We start from the raw sequence: 17,600 nt of genomic DNA, 5'->3' as shown, positions 1-17,600 counted from the left end.
TGATTGACCAACGGTAATACCGTCTGTAGACTTCGCCGCCATTGAGCCCTGATGGCGGAATCGGTAGACGCGGCGGATTCAAAATCCGTTTTCGAAAGGAGTGGGAGTTCGAGTCTCCCTCGGGGCACCAAGCAATGAAAGAAAGGCCTTGATTATCAAGGCCTTTTTTTTCGTCTGGCGTAAACCTGGCGTAATCAGTGAGCATTTCACAAGGACGGATATGAACCTCAAGAACATTGATTGGAAATGGCTCATCGCCTTAGCTGTTAGCTTCCTGGGCGTTGTCGTTTCCTTATATCTGTCAACAGCCGGAGCTCCCGCTCAAGGGCTGACGATGAGGCTAATCTCCTCCTATGCACTTCAACCAGCGGCTAATTCGCATATCCGCGACCTCCAGGTAGTGCTGAACGGAACAAGGATTGACAACCCCTATGTTTCAACACTGACTCTTACGAACACCGGATCTAAACCAGTCGCAAGCATGGATTTCGAAACACCAATTTTCATTTCAGTCACTAGCGAAGCCACCTTAGTAACGGCCCAGATCATCGACACAACTCCGAAAGGAATTCCTGTCGAAATAGAACTCGACGCCGGCAAAGTAAAGATCCCCAAATTCCTATCAAACCCTAACGATGAGATCACATTCTCGCTGGTCACGTCCGGGAAGCCCCAGTTTGATCCGGACGGCAGGATTGCTGGAGTCAGCAAGATAGAGTACGAGGACTTAACACAACCGAGAGCTAGACCCTTAGCTGCGGTTCTCGCTGGCCTCGTTGCTGCCGCAAGTTTCTGCCTCTACACCTTCTATTTACTGATTGGGCGACGAGTGTTCGATCGCGTAATGATCGGCCCTTGGGCACGCATTCCCGCGATCTTTTGCTTCACGATGCTTGGTATCCAATCTCTGCAACTCGTGGGAACGCAGTTACCAGCCAACCTCGCACTAGGCGTGGCCATCATGGGGGTGTCATGTGTACTGGGCATAGGGATCGCGCTCGCTAGTCTGCGGGTAGCCAAGAAAGCAGCGAATAATTCGAGCGCGCGATTAGCCACAAGTACCGATGACAAGGGTTCGATCCTCCCCCCCTGACACTGCACTCACGGCCTAACTGGTACCGCATCCCGGGAGGCGTACTGGGATTTCTGCCAGTGATGACGGTTGCAGCTGTCCGAACAACCTCATCACACCCCGCCTTAGGACTCAGTTTCTAAAATACGTGGGGGCGCGCAAAAATAGTAATATTGGTAATACCGTCCTCCCAGAATCGCCACAGCCCATACAGGTCAAGGCTCTCAGCCGTTTTGAGAAAAGGCGATATCGAAGCGATACATTAGCGATATTATTACCTTATTAAATAGCTATATTCTGATTCTTTAAAACCCAATGAATACAGGGGTTTGAGGAAAATATTACGTTTCATATCGCTTGATATTACTTCGCCATGTAATACCGAAGAGCCCTACAAACCGGGGCTTGCAGGACTGTTGGTTGGGCCGTCTAGCTAATATCGCTATATTTAGAATTACCCCCTCTCCTTGAGAAGCGCTCTCATCAAAACCCATTGTCCAACTCACACAAATGACACCTACATGCATGCCAAAATGCGCAACCCCGTGAAACGCCTTAATCCTCAAAAACTCAGCTGTAAGCCACGGCCAGACTGACCCGCATCGTTTTGATGCCTTGCTCTGATTAATAGCCCACAGACAGTTCTTTAAGAGCGATCCCGATTTTGAAAACACCCCAGATCTCCCGTTTTCCAATTTTTCGCCCAATGAAACCGGGGGTGTCAGTTTTCGGCCGCTTACACCTGGTCATCGCATCGCCGTGCAACCGCACTTCGTTTCTTTGCAAAACCTTTCACTAAATGAAAAAGCCGATAGCCTGCAGAGGCCCAACAGCAGCGCGGCCTGCAGTCGTGTTTGCACTACTCAGCGAATTGCACACAAAAACCACGCAAAGCCCGTCGGCGGGAGGGGGATAAGTGCATTTTCGGCATTATTATTTCTGTTAGGTGATAATTTGACGTCGGTTCCGCGAAATGGAGGACGTTTCGATGAAGGGCGGTCGTAATCTCCCACTTGCCATCGTCAACGGCCGGTAACATCAGAGGAGGCGGACTAGAGAAGATAGCTCTTGGCGTAACGATGACTGCCGTTGGAATTGTGGGACACCAAGGTACAGCGACCGCGCGCTTCTACGCAGCGCTTAAAGATTTTCAGCCGTGCTGTCCAACTCCGCATCCGCGTCTAAGTTTGGGATTTTTAGTTCGCCGTCCAAGCGTTCTGTATGCCGGACTTCTGGGAGTGGATCAACAGCCGCGATTTCCGCCCACGCCTTAACGGCCATGTCATCTAACCCAAGCGTAGCCATGGATGCCGCTAGCTTTGCACACCTACTTCTCAGAAGGGGTTTTAAAAGCTTGTCCTCTTCAGAGCCTTGAGCCTCATAACTGAGTTCTCTCGACATCAAATTTAGGCCGTATATGCAGTTCGTTTCTATCTGACGCGAGTAAACGCTGTCCCCGGAATCGTAGATGTATGTCGCTATGCGGAGCGCATCCGCGAGGGATACTCTCCGCCTTGCTGCAATAATGATAGAAAGCTCCCGAAAGAGTTCATCTGGCGGCGCCGGTACGTCTTCGAAGACTGCGGCTAATCGGATCCACGTTTGCAGGGCATCCATAGCGCCCTTTATCACCAGCGGATTGTTTCCTGCCATCCCGGTTACGAGTATGTTTTTTATATCGTCATAGAAGTTCGGTAAACTCTTGAGTAATCCTGGAAGCAAGGGGTACAACGGCGGCGAGCCGCTAGTCTCGGCGACAGAAATCAAATATATCCGATGGACGTCCATACCTAAAGTTAGTTCTGGAATAACTGATCGAATCGGTATTAAATCTTCGTAGTCGAGTCTAGAGTGCTGCGCCCTGCCTTGGATCCAAGCCGAAATACACTTTACTAGATATTCCCTGTCTTCATTCGTCAATACAAATGCTTTATCAAAACGGGTGAGGCCTTCAATGGCACGGCCGACGTTAATTAACACGGCTACTGCGCCGGCCTCACTGATCGTCGCAGAAGGACAAAGCCATTTGTCTCTAAAAGCTCTCTCTGCTTTTCCTTCATCAGATTCGGGCAAAACTAATAGTACCCAGTCGTACAGCCCATCCAGTGACGGATAGTTATTATCATCAGTGATAGACCACAACGCGTCGGAAATTGTTTTCGTTAGATCGGCTGGGCAAGTATCCTTGTCAATTAGACTGGCCAATCGCATTAGCGCACCGCGCCGTGCTAATTCGCCAGACTTTAATCCAGTGATAATTATGTCGTAAACTTTACTCCAGTTATCGTCGTTATCCTGCCCCCTGTCAGGGATAGCTAGTTTTGTATCATCCACCAGCAACTCGCCCACATCAATAATATTAAATATAGTCGAGGTGTGATACTCGGAAATTCTTAACGGCCCAGTCATCATTTCGAAGAAATATTTTTTTCTAGCTTGTGCCGGCATAGCCTCCCATGATCTCATGATCAGATTGTTAAGAGGGACAATCAGTTCGCGAACGTCATCTCTAGATGTTTTCTTGTAAATCATTACTGCTTTATTGAAAGCTTCTTCTGCACGTTCCGGTGCCAGTCTTAGATTTATTCGAGAAAGGGCTTCATAAAAAACGCCCATTCTCATGGGCCAAAGCTGATCTTTTTGGCTGGTATTCTTTTCGCTCATATACAAAATAGCGGCTTCGATCGATTTTGCCAACGAGTCAACGTCAGCTTGCTTGAGTGACGCTAAGTTGTGTCTAGACCAAATCCTTTGAAATGTCTTATCTTCGAAGTTCCAAGCTGAGCGCAATGTCAATTTTGCGGCTCTGCAGTAGTCTTTTTCACAGAGCGCTTCTGCTGCAGTATTGAATAAGTCTGCGCCCACAACATATCTTTTTATGTAGGGCGGTAAGGCGCATATTTCAGAAAGTCGAAGAGCTACCTTGGCGTTGTCGATACTAAACGCACTAATACTAGTAACCGCCGGGGCGCTCTCAAACACGTCTACATCGAATGACGGTGGCGATGCCTGCCGGCGGTCGAAGCTTATCGCTTTTACAACGTTTTCTTTCTCCAGGCGAGTGTCGCAGTAGGTTTTGGACAGCTCATCTAGGCGTTTCGATGCTATTTTTGGCATTCTGTCATCTATCGATGCTTCATGAACTAAAGCTTGCCATAGTATCCACGCCTCACGCGACTCGCTCGCGTAATCCGTATTTGGGCCGGTTGTGCTCCGTATTAGCGCAAGAGCATTGCTTATCAACGAACTGGATTCGCCAGTTCGATGTAGCTCTGCCAAAATAGATGCTTTTCGAGCTAGCCAGATTGGGTCGTATTCATCTACATCCCATAAATCCAATGTCTCCTCAAGCTTCTTGTAATCTAATTCGCCAAGGCTCACTAGGCACATCTCGTAAGAGATATATTGAGCCGTGTTTTGCCTATCATTTTTATAAGGCAGGATTATTTGCAATAGCTCCTCATGTTGCTCTGCAGCTTCTCTAAATCGAGATTCGGTCAATAAGGCGAGTGCGACTTGAGTCCACTGCGCTCGTATGTCAGTCCAGTTTAAGTTTGGCTTTGGCTCGCCTTTTATTGTGCGCAAGTTGCTGTTTATTTCGAGAAGCGTTTTTTTGCATGTATTGAAAAGATCGTCGCTTAACGGTTTCAAGGCAATACTATATCGCCAGATAACTTGACTTAACCACATCAGTCTTTCTTCGGGATTTAATGTGCGGGAGAGCCCAATAATTCTCGGCGTCCAGGTTTTGCTAGTACTTATAATGTTATTTCTGATCTTGCTTTCTGGAATTAGCCACCCCGGATATAAGTTTCTATTATGTGTCCAGGTTTCGATAACCATCCTAACCTCTTTGTCGTCATCTTCTTTGTTGCTAGCACTGGAAAACATGTTTTCCTTTTGCGGTGTTTTGAAGTTTGGCGACTCTACAGGCTGTAAGTAAGTAGGTGTGATTTCTCGATCGTTAGGTGAGGACTCCGGCCAATCAGTTTCTTGATATGGACGCCCAGCCTCTAACGTTTGTATAATCCAAGCTGTTGAGTATTCATGTCTCAAATGGTCTGGCCACTCACTAGCTTTTGAATGCTTTGCAAGATCGATTGGAACAACGTTTCTGTCCTCGAGCATCCTTCGTCTATGCGGTGAAAGATTTAGCCATCCGGCGAGGTATATTTTCGGTGTGCTTTCCCCAAAGTTATCTCTCACCCAACCTGTCCAATGTAAAAAATTTGGGTCGTCTCCAGAGAATCCGATCAACAGAAATACTGACTCCATCATGGACTGTTGTACGGTATTCACGAATGCCGCATTTGTGGCTGGGTATTTTCTATAGTCTTCTTCTGTGAATATGATGTCGCTGCTTGATTTTAAAGATCCGTGGAGTTTTATTATTCTGGGTTGGGGGGGCGGATATAAGTTGTTCAGGCCTTATGATTGTTGAGTAATTTCTGTCCGCAGCGAAGATGCTACTTTTTTCTATCAAGGTATCCCAGTTTGTAGTAAATATATCGCACCATGGAAGCCTAACCATTCTTTTATGGAGGTCTCCGGGCATATAGTCATCATCCGGTATAGTTTCATCTATCAGCGTGTCTAACGCATCACGACCAAATGCGACTTTATATTCTTGCGCTAGCTTTAAAAAACCGCTTGTACCGGCAGCCTGACTAAGTGCGTGCTTCAAATCGCTACTATCTGGGTAGAGTAGCTCGCAAAGTTTTGTTGTTATGTCATGCCATAGAGGAAAGTCTTTTCTACTGACACTCTTTTTATTGGCATTTCGGCTGAACCCCGCACCTAGCATGACGGTGGCTCTTCCGCCTTTAGATACCCAAAGTGCGTCTCTAACTCGGTTTATATGACTTTGATCTGGTAGCATAACTTTTCCCTGTTATAGATTTGCCTCGAAGCATAGCAAGGCAACTGATTGTTTGATAGCTATAGGCGGTCCTTGTATGTCTTACATCACGGATATTAAGACGGGTAGGTATCCTCCGGGCTATCTCCTCGAGACTTATAGACCGAGATAGGGAGCGCTGAAGTGAATCCCGGCGTGGGCCAGGGAGGAGGCTACGGCATCGCTCGCTCGAATTTTGTTAGAGGGTTACCGCCTTTAGCTCACTGAACAGTAATGCTGCCTTGGAACTGTCCGCTAAGAAAGCGTCTGCCTGCGTTGGCACCGGCGACGGGCCATGGGTATGCGAGGCGATCTGGCCGGCTAGCTGCTGGATCAGGTCCAACGTGTCGCACAGCACCTGAAATATATTCACCCCTTCGGATCCGACATGATTTTTCGGTGCAACTAAGTGCTGACTTGCACCGGCTACACTTCTGCGCAGGCCTGCGATCCGCTCCCGCATGTCGCCACCCACAGCGGCGTTGTGCGTTTTGCCTACCACCAGGTTCAAGTCGCGGCCGGTGGCCTGGTGCATGTCGTCCAGCGCGGCGAGCGTGGCAGTGCCGGCGGAATTCAGCTTGAGCGCGCCCAGGGCGTTGATCCGCTTGATGCCGCCCACTTCTTCGGTGGAATGGTTTTCCACCTCGCGGGTGTGGCTCTGGTACTTCTCGCTGTTGCCTAGGGCTTCCACTTCCCGCTCCAACGAATGGTCGCGGATCTTGCCGTCAGTCAGGCGTAGCCAGTTGCCGTCTGCGTCGACGCGCTGTTGCACGGCGTCGCTGTGCTGCCACACCTGGTCACCCTTGGGCACCTTAGGCAGGCTCAGGCCATGCGGCAGGATCGTCTGGATGTAGGGTTTGTTCGGCAGGCCATAGGCGAAGCACACCACCACCTGGGTGCCTTCTTGGGGAAACGCAAACATGCCCATTTCTTCACCGCCAGAAGGCAGCGGCAGCGGTACGCCTGGCAGCGGCGGCATGGCCGGATCGACTTCGCCATCTGGCCCGAGTACTTCGAGGTCGACGGCGTAGCGCGGGCGGAAGTCGTCGCACATAGATGCGCCGGCGGGCGCGTCAGCGACGCCCACCACGCGGGCAAAGCGCGGCAAGTGATAACCGCCGGTGAGTTCAGGGAATTGGCGTTCTACGCTGCGCTTGATTGCGTCGTCCATCGGATGGCCATCTGTGTGTCGGCAAGCGTGATACTGGTGATCCGTTCGCCGTGGTTGATAGTTGCACCTGGTCGTAGCCCGGGAAGAGCCGCGACCATCGCGCTTTGATTGCCCTGGTAATCGTTGAACAGTTGCGCCGGCAGCTGCAGCGTCGATCGAGCGCCAAAGAAGCTGTCCGCCCAGGAACCCACGAACACTTCCCCGTCACCCTGCTGTTGCCACATGAAGTCCGGAATGCCGAACACCTTGGCCAGGCTGTCCATCGCTTGATAACCCGCAGCCAGGCTGTAGAAAAACGGGGCTTTGACCTTGGTATAGGGCTGGTCAGGTACCCGAAAGCGCAGCCCGGTTTTGCTACTGATATCGGTCAGCACGGCGCGCAGATCCACATGGCGCAGGTTCATGGGCAGCGGCTGGGCCAGAATTGCCGCCAGTTCGCGGCACAACACCACCTGCTGCACGCCTTTAGACGCGGTGCTTCGCTCGACGTAGCCAATGAAGTGGCGCTGCAGCGTGGCCGCGTTGTAGCCGACCCCGCCTGATTTTTTGTCCACCGCCATGTTCGTAGCAAGCACATCTGCCGCCCTTGCTAGCGCATCGTCTGCGTCGACATTGCGTTCGAAGCTCATCCCCAAACTTACATCAGCCACATTTCTCAGCTCCACTCGTGATCCTTCACGAAGGAAGCAAAAATTCTGTACCTCTGTACAAACGTAGTAGCCCTCTATTACCCACCTGAGTCACGTCCGGCTCATCATGAAATCGAAGGTGTTTGACCAAAAATCCAGGAATCACGAAAACCGCAGGTAGATGGAATGGCAAAATTTATTCATACCATGATCCGCGTGGGCAACCTTGACCAGTCAATGAAGTTCTACCAGGACGTGTTTGGGCTCAGAGAAACTCATCGCCTGGAGTTCGACGATTTCTCGCTGGTCTACCTGCGGGATTTCGAGAGCGGCGCAGAAATCGAGCTAACCTGGAACAAGGGGCAGAGCGAGTACACCCATGGCAGTGGCTACGGTCATGCGGCCTTTGTCGTCGAGGATCTTGACCAGCATTTCAACCGCCTGGTGGCTCTGAAGTTATCACCGGCCCCCATCAAGGAATTTAAAAGAAATGGGGTTTTGCTCGCTCGATTCTTTTTTATTCAGGATCCCGACGGTTACAAAATCGAAGTGTTACAGCGTGGTGGCCACTATCAATGAACAGGTGAGTTTTCAGTTACCGTCGGACTGAGCACCTGCCAGCCTGGAACCAAAAACCTCAGACAGTGTTATCCATTTGATCTCCACCAGGAGTGATTTTTTCCTTCAAACCGCACTCCATGATTCGACCGTGACCTTGTCACTCCTAATAAAAATAAAAAGGAGACATTTCATGCAAGACGTAACTCTCAATCGCCGCCGTTTTCTTCAAGGAAGCGGTGGGTTGCTGTTGGGCACGCTCATATTCGGCTCCGGCCCCATCGCCCTGCTGGCTCCCAGCCGATCATGGGCCATGGAAATGAACACGCTTAGTAGCGATGTAGCGGCGAAACTGCTGCTGGTGATTCGCCGCGTTTACCCTCATGACCGCATGGAAGATGCTGTCTACGCCTTCGCCGTAAAAGCGCTCGACGAGCGTGCATCCACTAACCCCTCGGTACTCCCACTGCTTGATAAAGGTCTTTCCGACCTGGATCGACTGGCGGGCGGCAATTGGACAAGTCTCGATGAAACCAGGCAGGTCGCCCTGCTTGAAGAAATCCAGCATTCCGACTTTTTCATTTTGCTCAGAAGCACGTCAGTCAACTCGCTATACAGCAATGAATTGGCTTACCAGCATTTCGGTTACGAAGGCGCCTCCTTTTCTAAGGGCGGATATCTGATGCGTGGCTTCAACGATCTGAAGTGGCTGCCTGCCGCTCCAGCGGAAGCCAGTCCCAGCGCCTTTTCTTGAGGAGTAGCCAGCATGACAACCTACAGTTTTGACGATGCTTCCGTAGTAGTGATCATAGGTTCCGGTGCGGGTGGCGGGACACTCGCCAACGAGTTGTGCCAAAAGGGCATACCGGTGGTTCTTCTCGAAGCAGGTGAGCGTCAGTCCTCAGCAACCTTCATCAATGATGAATGGCCTTCGTTTCAACAGCTTTCCTGGGGCGATACACGCACGACGTCGGGCACCTGGCAGATCGCCAGGGACTTTCCCAATCTACCCGCCTGGATCTGCAAAACGGTGGGTGGCACCACCACTCATTGGGCCGGAGCAAGCATCCGCTTACAAGACCACGAGTTTCGCGCACGCCAGACCTACGGTGACGTAAAAGGAGCGAGCCTGCTGGACTGGCCATTGACGTTGGCGGAACTGGAGCCCTATTACGCCCGTGCCGAGGACAAGATGGGTGTCACTCGCACCAACGACATTCCCGGCCTGCCCGGCAACAACAACTTCCAAGTGATGTACAACGGTGCAATGAAGCTTGGCTATAAACACTGCTCGACTGGACGCATGGCCATCAACAGCCGCGCCCGTGCAGGACGCGCGCAATGCATGCAGCTTGGGTTCTGCTTTCAAGGCTGCAAAATGGGGGCGAAGTGGTCAACGCTCTACACTGAAATTCCAGCCGCCGAAGCGACCGGCAAGCTTGAGTTGCGAACGCAAGCCCACGCGGTTCGCATCGAACATGATGCCAAGGGTCGTGCCAGCGCCGTTGTCTACGCTGACGCAAAGGGTGAGTTGCACTGGCAGAAAGGCCGCATCATCGCGATAGCCGGTAATGCAATCGAAACCCCCAGACTGCTCTTGAGTTCCTCCAGTACCTTATTTCCCCACGGGCTGGCCAACGGATCAGGCATGGTCGGCAAGCACTACATGCGCCACACCACCGGCTCGGTTTTCGCCGAATTCAGCGATCCCGTGCACTTCTACCGAGGCACGATCATGGCGGGCCTGATCAGTGACGAGGTGCATTTCAATCCTGATCGCGGCTTTGTCGGCGGCTACGAAATGGAGACCGTCTCTCTTGGGCCATCGTTCATGGCGGCATTTTTCAATCCTGGTGCCTGGGGCAAGGATTTTACCCGGGTCATGGACAATTACACTCACCTTGCCGGCATGTGGATAGTGGGCGAAGACATGCCTCGTGAGAGCAATCGCATCACATTGAGCAATGACACCAAGGACCGTTTGGGGATACCCGTGGCCAATGTTCACTACGACGATCATCCAAACGACATTGCCATGCGTGAACACGCTTTCAAACAAGGCAGCGCGGTATACGAAGCGGTTGGCGCGCTCAAGACCCACCGGGTTCCGCCTTATCCTTCCACCCATAACCTGGGCACGTGTCGCATGAGTCTCAAAGAGGCGGATGGTGTCTGCAACAAACATGGACAGTGCCATGAGGTGCCTAACCTGTTTATCTCGGACGGGAGTCAATTCACCACGAGTGGCGCGGAGAATCCGACCCTGACAATCGTCAGCCTGGCCATTCGACAAGCTGACTACATTGCCGAATCGCTCAAGACCAAGGCAGCATGACAGCGCAAGATCCAGGAGGCCTGGAGGTCCGGGAGTCGAGGGCTTTCACCGACAATTACATTGGGTTGCTGCTCTGCCTGGAGGAGAAACGCTGTGCAGTCGTTGATCCAGGCGATGCGCAACCTGTCATTGCCGGGTTACACGCGCACCCGAAATGGACGCTTGGCGACTGCAACCTCTGCAGGAGTATGCAGGTGTAGTATCTGACTATTACCCCCTCTTGTATAAAGAGGACAATGATTATGATTTTTCCGGGAGGATCTTAAAATGTGCGAACTGTATATTAAAGCCGATCCAATTCTGTATGAGTCTCGGTCACGCTCATTGCGCATACATGGCGTGATCACGACGTTGCGGCTGGAAAACCAGTTTTGGGACATCCTCACAGAGATGGCCGCCGGGGAAGGTGTAACCACCAACCAATTGATCACCAATCTCTACGAAGAGATCACCAAAGCTCGCGACGAAGTGCTGAATTTTTCCTCGTTCCTGCGCGTTTGTTGCACTCGATACCTGGCTCAACAGCGCGGTGCTGCGACTCTTAAGCTGGTTAACCGCACTGCATGATCAGAAACCGGCCATTGGAGCCGGTTTTTTTGTCCATAGAACCGGCTGAGGTCGATTTAATTGCGCAGCCGCTTACCCCCGTCGCCCTGCCGCTGCTCCGGCTGCAAATGCCAAAGCCGTATTTCCTCTCTCAACCCGAGCACCAGATTGGCAATGGCGCGGCCGGCGGTCAGGGTGGTGGCATCGATGCCGGCGAAGGTCAGCTCTTCCTTGTCGGTGTTCTGATTGAAGATCTGGATGGTCATCGAGCCGGTCGGGTCGATGGTGCAGGCGCACCTTTTGGGCAAGAACGCCATTTCGACAATGTGGGTTAACTCCTGACTGGAGATCATGCCAATCCTCCTTGATAGCGGGTCGGGACCATTCCGGACCTGTCGGCGCAGGTGAGTGTAGCCAACATTGTCGAAGGCGCGGGCCGCGAAGGATTTGTCCCGGCAGACAACCACTGAACCCTTTGCGCATCACCCTGCCTAAACAGTTACAACCAAGGGGGAGATGTATGGAACTCAAGCAAATCTGGGACGTGCTGGCGAACATCATGGATGCTCCACTGGTGTGGATATCCGTTGTGACGTTGCTTATTGTTGCCGTGCTGTGGGCGGTGACGCGCGTCATGAAGAGCGATGGCCAACGTGAAAGCAAGGCGCTGTGGATAATTGTGCTGGTGTTTGTTCCGGTTCTCGGGCTGCTGGCCTGGGCGGTTGCGGGCCCGAAGGCCAAAACGGCAGGTTCGGATCCGCTTCAGCAACGGAACTGAGCCTGATGCGGGCACAAGCGTGCGATTCACCAAACCGGCCGTTGTGCCGGTTTTTTTGTGCCAGGCATTTCGTGTTACGAGACAGACGAGATAGATATCCTTAAATCAGTAGCCTGGCTTTGCTATATTTCACCGCATCAAATCGCCATGTCGTCTGGCGCAGCACTGACCTGGAAGGGAATCAGCATGGGTCTCACTAAAGAAAACCAGCAACTTCAGAATGCTCTGGTCTCGGCCGCTCACCTGTTGAGATGGTCGTTGGCCAACCTGCTCAAGGAAGCCAACAGCCTTGCTGCCAGCGGCCAGCATGCTCAAGCCCAGGCACTGATTGAGCTTTCGGCCAATTATCAAGAATCCGAATCCAGCCTGCTGAACTACGCATCCGAAGTTCGCGATGGCCTGATCAGCAAAACCGGCGCGGCCTGACAAGCGGCGTTCACCGTGCTCAAGCCTTGTTCCTGCGGGCTTCGGGCCTGGCAGCGCAACACTCCTCAGTTCTGTCTTCGCTGACCTGCACTGAACACGACGCCAGTCCCGTCTACGCTTTTGCTCTGCACAGAAGAAAGACAACAAGAGGACCGCGTCATGAAAGGCATGCTCAAGTGCATTGGATTGTCGTCACTACTGGTTACCACTGCAGCATTCGCCCATCACGGCTGGAGCGAGTACGACTCCAGCAAGGCATTGCAGCTGCAAGGCACGATCGAAGCGTCCGGATATTCCCATCCTCACGGCTTCGTGCGCCTCAAAACCGCTGATAAAACCTGGAATGTGGTCCTGGCGCCGCCCTCTCGCATGGAAAATCGTGGCCTGACCCAGGACATGCTCAAGGTCGGCAATCAAGCCAGCGTGGTCGGTTATCAGAATCGCAGCAAACCCGAAGAGTTACGCGCCGAACGCATCACCGTTGGCGACAAGACCACCGAGTTGCGCTGATGAACACCGCCCCGACTAGCTCGGGCGAAAACACCTGGCTGGACTGGCTGGACGCATCGCCCGTGGGTTCGGCCATGCGCAGCGATCTATGGCTTTATCCGCTGGTCGAGGTGGTGCACATCATCGGTTTTGCCGTGCTGGTCGGCTCGGTGATCATGTTCGACCTGCGGGTGCTCGGGCTATCGCGAGAGATTGCCGTCACAGCGCTGGCGCGGCACTTGCTGCGCTTTGCCGTCGCCGCCCTGCTGTTGATTGTTCCTGCGGGCTTGATGATGTTTTCGGCACATCCCCATGACTTCATCAGTAACAACGTTTTCCTCTTGAAACTGAGCCTGATTGCCATCGCAGGCATCAATGCAGCGCTGTTCCACATCGGCGTATATCGCTCGGTCACCCGCTGGAATACGGGCGTTGCTGCACCCGCAATCGCCAGGATCCAGGCAGTGTTATCAATCGGATTATGGCTTTGCGTGGTGTTGTGCGGACGACTTTTGGCTTATACCTGAACTTCAACGAGCCCGATTTCAACTACGCTTGATGAACGCCGATCAAACCCGAGAATATGCCCATGCAAGCTAACTCTTTTAGCCCGGATACTGCCGCAAGTGAGTTTTCCGGCCCGTACTGTATTGACCGCTTTACAGTGTTCCAAGGTGTTCTAAGAGTAAGCGGCTGGCTATATAGCCCCGATAAAACAATCCGCGATATAGCTCTGCAAGTATCGGGGGGCAAGTTGTATCCGCTGCACTTCGGCAAAATGAGTCCTGATCTGATTTCCCATTTTGGCCCGCGTGCGTCCGAGTCGCGGTTTGACGAACTGATCAGCTTTTCAGAGGACCGTGCAGCCATCCTCAATAGCCGACTGGTTGTGCATTTCGTTGACGGGACATCCGCTTCTATCCACCGACTGGGTAGCCCCCGAGACGGCCTCAACAGTGTCTTTGTCCAGATGATGAACAACCTGCCTGCAGCACGGCAGGAAAACCCGCGACGCATGCTGGAGATTGGATCCCGAGCCCGTTCGGGCGTGGTCAGAAGGGGATTTGCACCGGCCGACTGGGAATACAGTGGCTTCGATGTACTTGCCGGGCCAAATGTGAATGTCGTGGGTGACGCCCACCAGTTAAGTCAGTCCTACCCTGCCAACCATTTTGATGGAGTGACGGCATTTTCTGTATTCGAACATTTGATGATGCCCTGGAAAGTCATGATTGAAATCAATCGAATCATGAAACCAGGCGGTATCGGGCTTTTTACTACCCATCAAACCTGGCCAATGCACGATCAACCTTGGGATTTCTGGCGTTTCTCCGACGAGTCGTGGAAGGCGCTGATCAATAAGCCTCTGGGTTTCGAAATCATCGAGACGCGACTGGATGAACCTGCCTATACCGTCGCCGCGCGCTGCCACGCTGTAACAGCATTTGCCGAGGAACCGGACGGCTTTCTTTCCTCTTCGGTCATTTTTCGAAAAATCAGCGAAACGAACCTGGACTGGCCTGTTGAACTTAAAGAAATATCCGACACCTCCTATCCTTGCGCCACTACGACACTTTAATCATTCGCGATATAGCGAAACGTGAGCGGCGCGATGATCGCGCCTCTTGGCGCACTTGAAACTCGTGCACGGCAGCTATCACTCAAAACGACAAATTTTGCCAGCTAGAAACACCCAAATGGATCCATCCATTCCACGATCCGGTTTTTTCACGACCATTCGTCAACTTGGCTGAACAGCTTTCCCGGCTCGGCGCTCCCTTTACTGTGGCCAATCACATGTCCACTGACGGCCGTTTTGGCTCAATAAGATGAGGAACCGAACCATGTTCATTCATAACAAGCGTTTGCAGTACACCGTGCGTGTCGCTCGACCTGATCCCGGTCTGGCCAATCTTCTTCTGGAGCAGTTCGGTGGTGCTCAAGGTGAACTTGCAGCAGCAGCGCGCTACTTCACTCAAGCGTTGGCAGAAGAGGACGCAGGTCGTAAAGACTTGCTGATGGACATCGCCACCGAAGAACTTAGCCATCTGGAAATCATCGGTTCGATTATTTGCATGCTCAACCGTGGCGGCAAAGGTCAGTTGGCCGAAGGCGTACAGCAAGAAGGTGAGTTGTATCGTGCAATCAATGGTGCGGGTAATGACTCGCATATCACTTCTTTGCTCTACGGCTGCGGTGCGCCACTGACCAACTCGGCCGGTGTGCCATGGACAGCGGCTTATGTCGACACTATCGGCGAACCGACTGCGGACTTCCGTTCCAATATCGCGGCAGAAGCACGGGCGAAGATTGTTTATGAGCGCCTGATGAACGTGACTGATGATCCAGGTATTAAAGAAGCGCTGGGCTTTTTGATGACTCGGGAAATCGCCCACCAGAAGTCGTTCGAAAAAGCGCTGCATTCGATCCAGCCGAACTTCCCACAAGGCAAACTGCCTGGCATGCCTGAGTTCGCCAACGTGTACTTCAACATGTCCGCTGGTGAGCCAAACCTGCGTGGCCCATGGAATGAAGGCGACGAGTGGGAATATGTGGAATCGCCCGAGCCCGCCGTGGATGGCGGTGACGGAACGGCATCGGTCGAGTTGTCCACAGATGACGAAGCCGTGTTGTTGACGATGAAGGAACGTACCATGTCCGATCCGGATGCCAACCCGATTACCGGTGCGGATCTGGGTTCAGGTTATGTGCAAGGTAAAGACCTGTAAGACCCGTAATATGTAACTGACCGGCCAAAACTTTAGAGAGGAGGTGGACAATGCATTTGTCTGAGGATGACACTCGCCTTGTAAATGATGAAGAGTTGAATTCGTTGCTGGCGAATCCTGCGACGTTTGATGCAACCGTTAAAAGCTTTGAAGTTCAGGCGCGGGAAATCAAACGTGGTTTTCAGGTAAACCAGGTTATCAACTCATTGAGAGCTCCAGGCAGTTTCGATCACTCGGCTCCGCCGGATTCGAATCGCAGGAATGCTTCGGTGACTTACACGTCAAGCAAGTCGAAACAACCGTGACGCCTAAATGTGCATAGCAAAAGATAGAGCAAGCCTGCGCGCAGGCTTGCTCGCTGCGCCTGAAGTTAAATATCCAGACAGATCTTGCCAAAGTGTTGATTGGTTTCCTGATAACGGAACGCTTCAACTATTTCGCTCAGTGGAAAGTGCCGATCAATAACCGGGCGCATTCCGTTGGCATTGATCGCGCGAATCATATCCTGCTGTTGCGTGCGGCTACCCACCAGCACGCCTTGTAGACGCAATTGCTTGACCAGTGCTGGCACAAATGAAAGCTGCCCGGCAACTCCCGTCAAAATACCAATCACCGAGATATGCCCGCCGACCCGCGCCGCAATCATCGATTGTTCCAGCGTCGATGGTCCGCCTACTTCTATCACGTGGTCCACACCCCGGCCGCCAGTCAATGCCCGTGCGGTCTCACCCCAATTAGTGTCCGAGCGGTAGTTGATCAGGTGATCTGCGCCCATGGCTTTCAGACGGCTGAGTTTTTCGTCGCTCGAAGACGTCGCAATGACCGTCGCGCCAGCCATTTTCGCGAACTGCAGGGCGAAGATGGAAACGCCGCCGGTGCCCTGAATCAGCACGGTGTCGCCAGGCTTGAGCGAATCGTCGGCCATCAGCGCACGCCAGGCAGTCAAACCGGCGGTGGTCAGCGTAGCCGCCTCGGCGTGACTGTAACCGGTTGGTGCCAGAGTGAATGAAGTGGCGCGCGCCGTTACCTGCTCACGCGCTTAGCCGTCAATGCCGTCGCCGGGCACGCTGACAAAACCTTCAACCAACGGCGTACCGTCGATCCAGTCCGGGAAAAAAGTACTGACGACCGAGTCGCCGACCTTGAACTCGCTGACACCCTCGCCCACCGCGATGACTTCACCGGCGCCATCGGCCATGGGAATGCGCGCTTCGCTCGGGCCCCACATGCCGCTGACGACGGCAAAGTCGTGGTAGTTCAGGGAATTGGCGCGTAACCGTACGCTGATCTCGCCAACTTGCGGCGCACGGACTTGGCTGTCGCCGATGATGACGTTGTCGTAACCGCCGCCTGCTTGCACGTAAATGGTTGTGTTGCTCATGGGGGAAGCTCCTTTTGGCTTTGAATGTAGTCGTTGGCGAGGCTTGCCCGCGAAGAGGCTCGTACATCCGCTCATTTTCTGAACATCTGGCATGGCCTTCGCGGGCAAGCCTCGCTCCAACAGAATGCGTTAACGTCCGGATTATCGATTCATCATTACGCATAATGACGAAACGTATGATCAAAAATCAGAGTTCGTGTTTCAGTCGGGCGGCGAACTGGTCGATGGCCTGCTCGTCGCGTCGGAAGTAAGTCCATTTGCCGATTCTCGTTGCCTGGAGCAGCCCTGCCCGTTGCAAAATCGCCAGGTGCGCCGACGCCGAGGACGGTGACAGGCTGGCCTTGCGCTGAATGTGCGACATGCACACGCCAATCGCCGGATCGCCATGGTCCTGGGGAGGAAAGTGAGTTTGCGGGTCTTTGAGCCACTCCATGATAGTCATGCGAGTGTCATTACCGACCGCTTTGAGCTGTTCGAGAATCATGGGGCAAACATTACGCCTTTTAACGAAATGTTCAAGACTGAATTTCCGTTCACAACCAGGAAAACTGGAAAAAAATCACCAAAAATGCGTTGGCGCCGCTATCCT

General features: G+C 52.7%; 18 protein-coding genes, 1 tRNA gene and 2 pseudogenes. 14 read left to right on the top strand and 7 right to left on the bottom strand.

What is annotated here, in order from left to right; all coding sequences use genetic code 11:
* The first annotated feature begins 45 nt into the window (after positions 1-45).
* Together CFII64_RS17670 and CFII64_RS17665 are read left to right on the top strand one after the other, a co-directional pair.
* A tRNA-Leu gene (locus CFII64_RS17670) sits at positions 46-130 on the top strand.
* Between the two features lie 18 nt (positions 131-148).
* Complete coding sequence (locus tag CFII64_RS17665; protein WP_020292180.1) at positions 149-1,093, top strand: hypothetical protein; 945 nt, start codon at positions 149-151, stop codon at positions 1,091-1,093.
* A gap of 1,119 nt (positions 1,094-2,212) precedes the next feature.
* Here CFII64_RS17665 and CFII64_RS17660 read toward each other — a convergent pair.
* The 4 genes from CFII64_RS17660 to CFII64_RS17650 all read right to left on the bottom strand — a co-directional run bounded on the left by CFII64_RS17660 (position 2,213) and on the right by CFII64_RS17650 (position 7,769).
* Positions 2,213-5,422, bottom strand: a complete 3,210-nt coding sequence (locus CFII64_RS17660) for an SIR2 family protein (protein ID WP_256208111.1) — start codon at positions 5,420-5,422, stop codon at positions 2,213-2,215.
* Positions 5,400-5,951, bottom strand: coding sequence for a hypothetical protein (locus CFII64_RS29840; protein WP_156883220.1), 552 nt, complete (start codon positions 5,949-5,951; stop codon positions 5,400-5,402). The genes CFII64_RS17660 and CFII64_RS29840 overlap by 23 nt, the downstream gene beginning before the upstream one ends.
* Before the next feature lie 217 nt (positions 5,952-6,168).
* Positions 6,169-7,140 carry a hypothetical protein gene (locus CFII64_RS17655; protein ID WP_020292178.1) on the bottom strand — a complete coding sequence of 324 codons (972 nt, stop codon included), beginning with the start codon at positions 7,138-7,140 and terminating at the stop codon, positions 6,169-6,171.
* The gene (locus CFII64_RS17650) at positions 7,113-7,769 is read right to left on the bottom strand and encodes a hypothetical protein (RefSeq protein WP_020292177.1); all 657 of its coding nucleotides are present in this window, start codon (positions 7,767-7,769) and stop codon (positions 7,113-7,115) included. Before CFII64_RS17650 ends, CFII64_RS17655 begins: the two co-directional genes overlap by 28 nt.
* Positions 7,770-7,955: 186 nt before the next feature.
* Here CFII64_RS17650 and CFII64_RS17645 point away from each other — a divergent pair, with 186 nt between their 5' ends.
* The 5 genes and pseudogenes from CFII64_RS17645 (at position 7,956) to CFII64_RS17625 (ending at position 11,229) form a co-directional block, all read left to right on the top strand.
* A complete protein-coding gene (locus CFII64_RS17645; RefSeq protein ID WP_020292176.1) occupies positions 7,956-8,348 on the top strand; it encodes a VOC family protein in 393 nt (130 codons plus the stop codon).
* Between the two features lie 172 nt (positions 8,349-8,520).
* Positions 8,521-9,081, top strand: coding sequence for a hypothetical protein (locus CFII64_RS17640; protein ID WP_020292175.1), 561 nt, complete (start codon positions 8,521-8,523; stop codon positions 9,079-9,081).
* A gap of 12 nt (positions 9,082-9,093) precedes the next feature.
* Positions 9,094-10,662 carry a GMC family oxidoreductase gene (locus CFII64_RS17635; protein ID WP_020292174.1) on the top strand — a complete coding sequence of 523 codons (1,569 nt, stop codon included), beginning with the start codon at positions 9,094-9,096 and terminating at the stop codon, positions 10,660-10,662.
* A pseudogene (locus CFII64_RS30290) lies at positions 10,659-10,832 on the top strand (hydroxyacylglutathione hydrolase); the annotation flags it as partial. The gene CFII64_RS17635 and the pseudogene CFII64_RS30290, both read left to right, overlap by 4 nt.
* 97 nt (positions 10,833-10,929) lie before the next feature.
* Complete coding sequence (locus CFII64_RS17625) at positions 10,930-11,229, top strand: ribbon-helix-helix domain-containing protein (RefSeq protein ID WP_020292172.1); 300 nt, start codon at positions 10,930-10,932, stop codon at positions 11,227-11,229.
* 56 nt (positions 11,230-11,285) lie between these two features.
* Here the strand turns inward: CFII64_RS17625 and CFII64_RS17620 are convergent, their stop codons facing one another.
* The gene (locus CFII64_RS17620; RefSeq protein WP_020292171.1) at positions 11,286-11,561 is read right to left on the bottom strand and encodes a DUF1652 domain-containing protein; all 276 of its coding nucleotides are present in this window, start codon (positions 11,559-11,561) and stop codon (positions 11,286-11,288) included.
* Positions 11,562-11,728: 167 nt separating this feature from the next.
* Between CFII64_RS17620 and CFII64_RS17615 the strand changes: the two genes are divergently transcribed.
* The 7 genes from CFII64_RS17615 (at position 11,729) to CFII64_RS17585 (ending at position 15,935) form a co-directional block, all read left to right on the top strand.
* Positions 11,729-11,986: a PLD nuclease N-terminal domain-containing protein gene (locus CFII64_RS17615; protein WP_020292170.1), complete on the top strand. Its 258-nt coding sequence runs from the start codon at positions 11,729-11,731 to the stop codon at positions 11,984-11,986.
* Positions 11,987-12,172: 186 nt separating this feature from the next.
* Positions 12,173-12,412 carry a hypothetical protein gene (locus CFII64_RS17610; protein ID WP_020292169.1) on the top strand — a complete coding sequence of 80 codons (240 nt, stop codon included), beginning with the start codon at positions 12,173-12,175 and terminating at the stop codon, positions 12,410-12,412.
* A gap of 159 nt (positions 12,413-12,571) precedes the next feature.
* A complete protein-coding gene (locus tag CFII64_RS17605; RefSeq protein ID WP_020292168.1) occupies positions 12,572-12,922 on the top strand; it encodes a DUF6152 family protein in 351 nt (116 codons plus the stop codon).
* Positions 12,922-13,428, top strand: coding sequence for a DUF6644 family protein (locus CFII64_RS17600; RefSeq protein ID WP_020292167.1), 507 nt, complete (start codon positions 12,922-12,924; stop codon positions 13,426-13,428). Before CFII64_RS17605 ends, CFII64_RS17600 begins: the two co-directional genes overlap by 1 nt.
* 62 nt (positions 13,429-13,490) lie before the next feature.
* Complete coding sequence (locus CFII64_RS17595) at positions 13,491-14,480, top strand: class I SAM-dependent methyltransferase (protein WP_020292166.1); 990 nt, start codon at positions 13,491-13,493, stop codon at positions 14,478-14,480.
* 265 nt (positions 14,481-14,745) lie between these two features.
* Positions 14,746-15,630 carry a manganese catalase family protein gene (locus CFII64_RS17590; RefSeq protein WP_020292165.1) on the top strand — a complete coding sequence of 295 codons (885 nt, stop codon included), beginning with the start codon at positions 14,746-14,748 and terminating at the stop codon, positions 15,628-15,630.
* A gap of 50 nt (positions 15,631-15,680) precedes the next feature.
* The gene (locus CFII64_RS17585) at positions 15,681-15,935 is read left to right on the top strand and encodes a hypothetical protein (RefSeq protein ID WP_020292164.1); all 255 of its coding nucleotides are present in this window, start codon (positions 15,681-15,683) and stop codon (positions 15,933-15,935) included.
* A 65-nt stretch (positions 15,936-16,000) separates the two neighbouring features.
* On the opposite strand, the pseudogene CFII64_RS17580 reads toward CFII64_RS17585, so the two are convergent.
* Positions 16,001-17,011: pseudogene (locus CFII64_RS17580) on the bottom strand (NAD(P)-dependent alcohol dehydrogenase).
* Between the two features lie 187 nt (positions 17,012-17,198).
* Positions 17,199-17,495: a helix-turn-helix transcriptional regulator gene (locus tag CFII64_RS17575; RefSeq protein ID WP_020292163.1), complete on the bottom strand. Its 297-nt coding sequence runs from the start codon at positions 17,493-17,495 to the stop codon at positions 17,199-17,201.
* Positions 17,496-17,600 lie beyond the last annotated feature (105 nt).

It is taken from the genome of Pseudomonas sp. CFII64 (assembly GCF_000416235.1).
Taxonomy (GTDB): domain Bacteria; phylum Pseudomonadota; class Gammaproteobacteria; order Pseudomonadales; family Pseudomonadaceae; genus Aquipseudomonas.
Note: the sequence above shows the minus strand (reverse complement) of the source record. Positions and strands in the feature narration are given on the sequence as shown.

Bases quoted from the DNA above. Each gene is read 5' to 3' on its own strand.
- CFII64_RS17575 (WP_020292163.1), bottom strand. From the start codon at position 17,495: ATGATTCTCGAACAGCTCAAAGCGGTCGGTAATGACACTCGCATGACT.
- CFII64_RS29840 (WP_156883220.1), bottom strand. From the start codon at position 5,951: ATGCTACCAGATCAAAGTCATATAAACCGAGTTAGAGACGCACTTTGG.
- CFII64_RS17595 (WP_020292166.1), top strand. From the start codon at position 13,491: ATGCAAGCTAACTCTTTTAGCCCGGATACTGCCGCAAGTGAGTTTTCC.
- CFII64_RS17635 (WP_020292174.1), top strand. From the start codon at position 9,094: ATGACAACCTACAGTTTTGACGATGCTTCCGTAGTAGTGATCATAGGT.
- CFII64_RS17640 (WP_020292175.1), top strand. From the start codon at position 8,521: ATGCAAGACGTAACTCTCAATCGCCGCCGTTTTCTTCAAGGAAGCGGT.
- CFII64_RS17645 (WP_020292176.1), top strand. From the start codon at position 7,956: ATGGCAAAATTTATTCATACCATGATCCGCGTGGGCAACCTTGACCAG.
- CFII64_RS17605 (WP_020292168.1), top strand. From the start codon at position 12,572: ATGAAAGGCATGCTCAAGTGCATTGGATTGTCGTCACTACTGGTTACC.
- CFII64_RS17625 (WP_020292172.1), top strand. From the start codon at position 10,930: ATGTGCGAACTGTATATTAAAGCCGATCCAATTCTGTATGAGTCTCGG.
- CFII64_RS17650 (WP_020292177.1), bottom strand. From the start codon at position 7,769: ATGAGCTTCGAACGCAATGTCGACGCAGACGATGCGCTAGCAAGGGCG.
- CFII64_RS17590 (WP_020292165.1), top strand. From the start codon at position 14,746: ATGTTCATTCATAACAAGCGTTTGCAGTACACCGTGCGTGTCGCTCGA.
- CFII64_RS17610 (WP_020292169.1), top strand. From the start codon at position 12,173: ATGGGTCTCACTAAAGAAAACCAGCAACTTCAGAATGCTCTGGTCTCG.
- CFII64_RS17585 (WP_020292164.1), top strand. From the start codon at position 15,681: ATGCATTTGTCTGAGGATGACACTCGCCTTGTAAATGATGAAGAGTTG.
- CFII64_RS17600 (WP_020292167.1), top strand. From the start codon at position 12,922: ATGAACACCGCCCCGACTAGCTCGGGCGAAAACACCTGGCTGGACTGG.
- CFII64_RS17620 (WP_020292171.1), bottom strand. From the start codon at position 11,561: ATGATCTCCAGTCAGGAGTTAACCCACATTGTCGAAATGGCGTTCTTG.
- CFII64_RS17655 (WP_020292178.1), bottom strand. From the start codon at position 7,140: ATGGACGACGCAATCAAGCGCAGCGTAGAACGCCAATTCCCTGAACTC.
- CFII64_RS17615 (WP_020292170.1), top strand. From the start codon at position 11,729: ATGGAACTCAAGCAAATCTGGGACGTGCTGGCGAACATCATGGATGCT.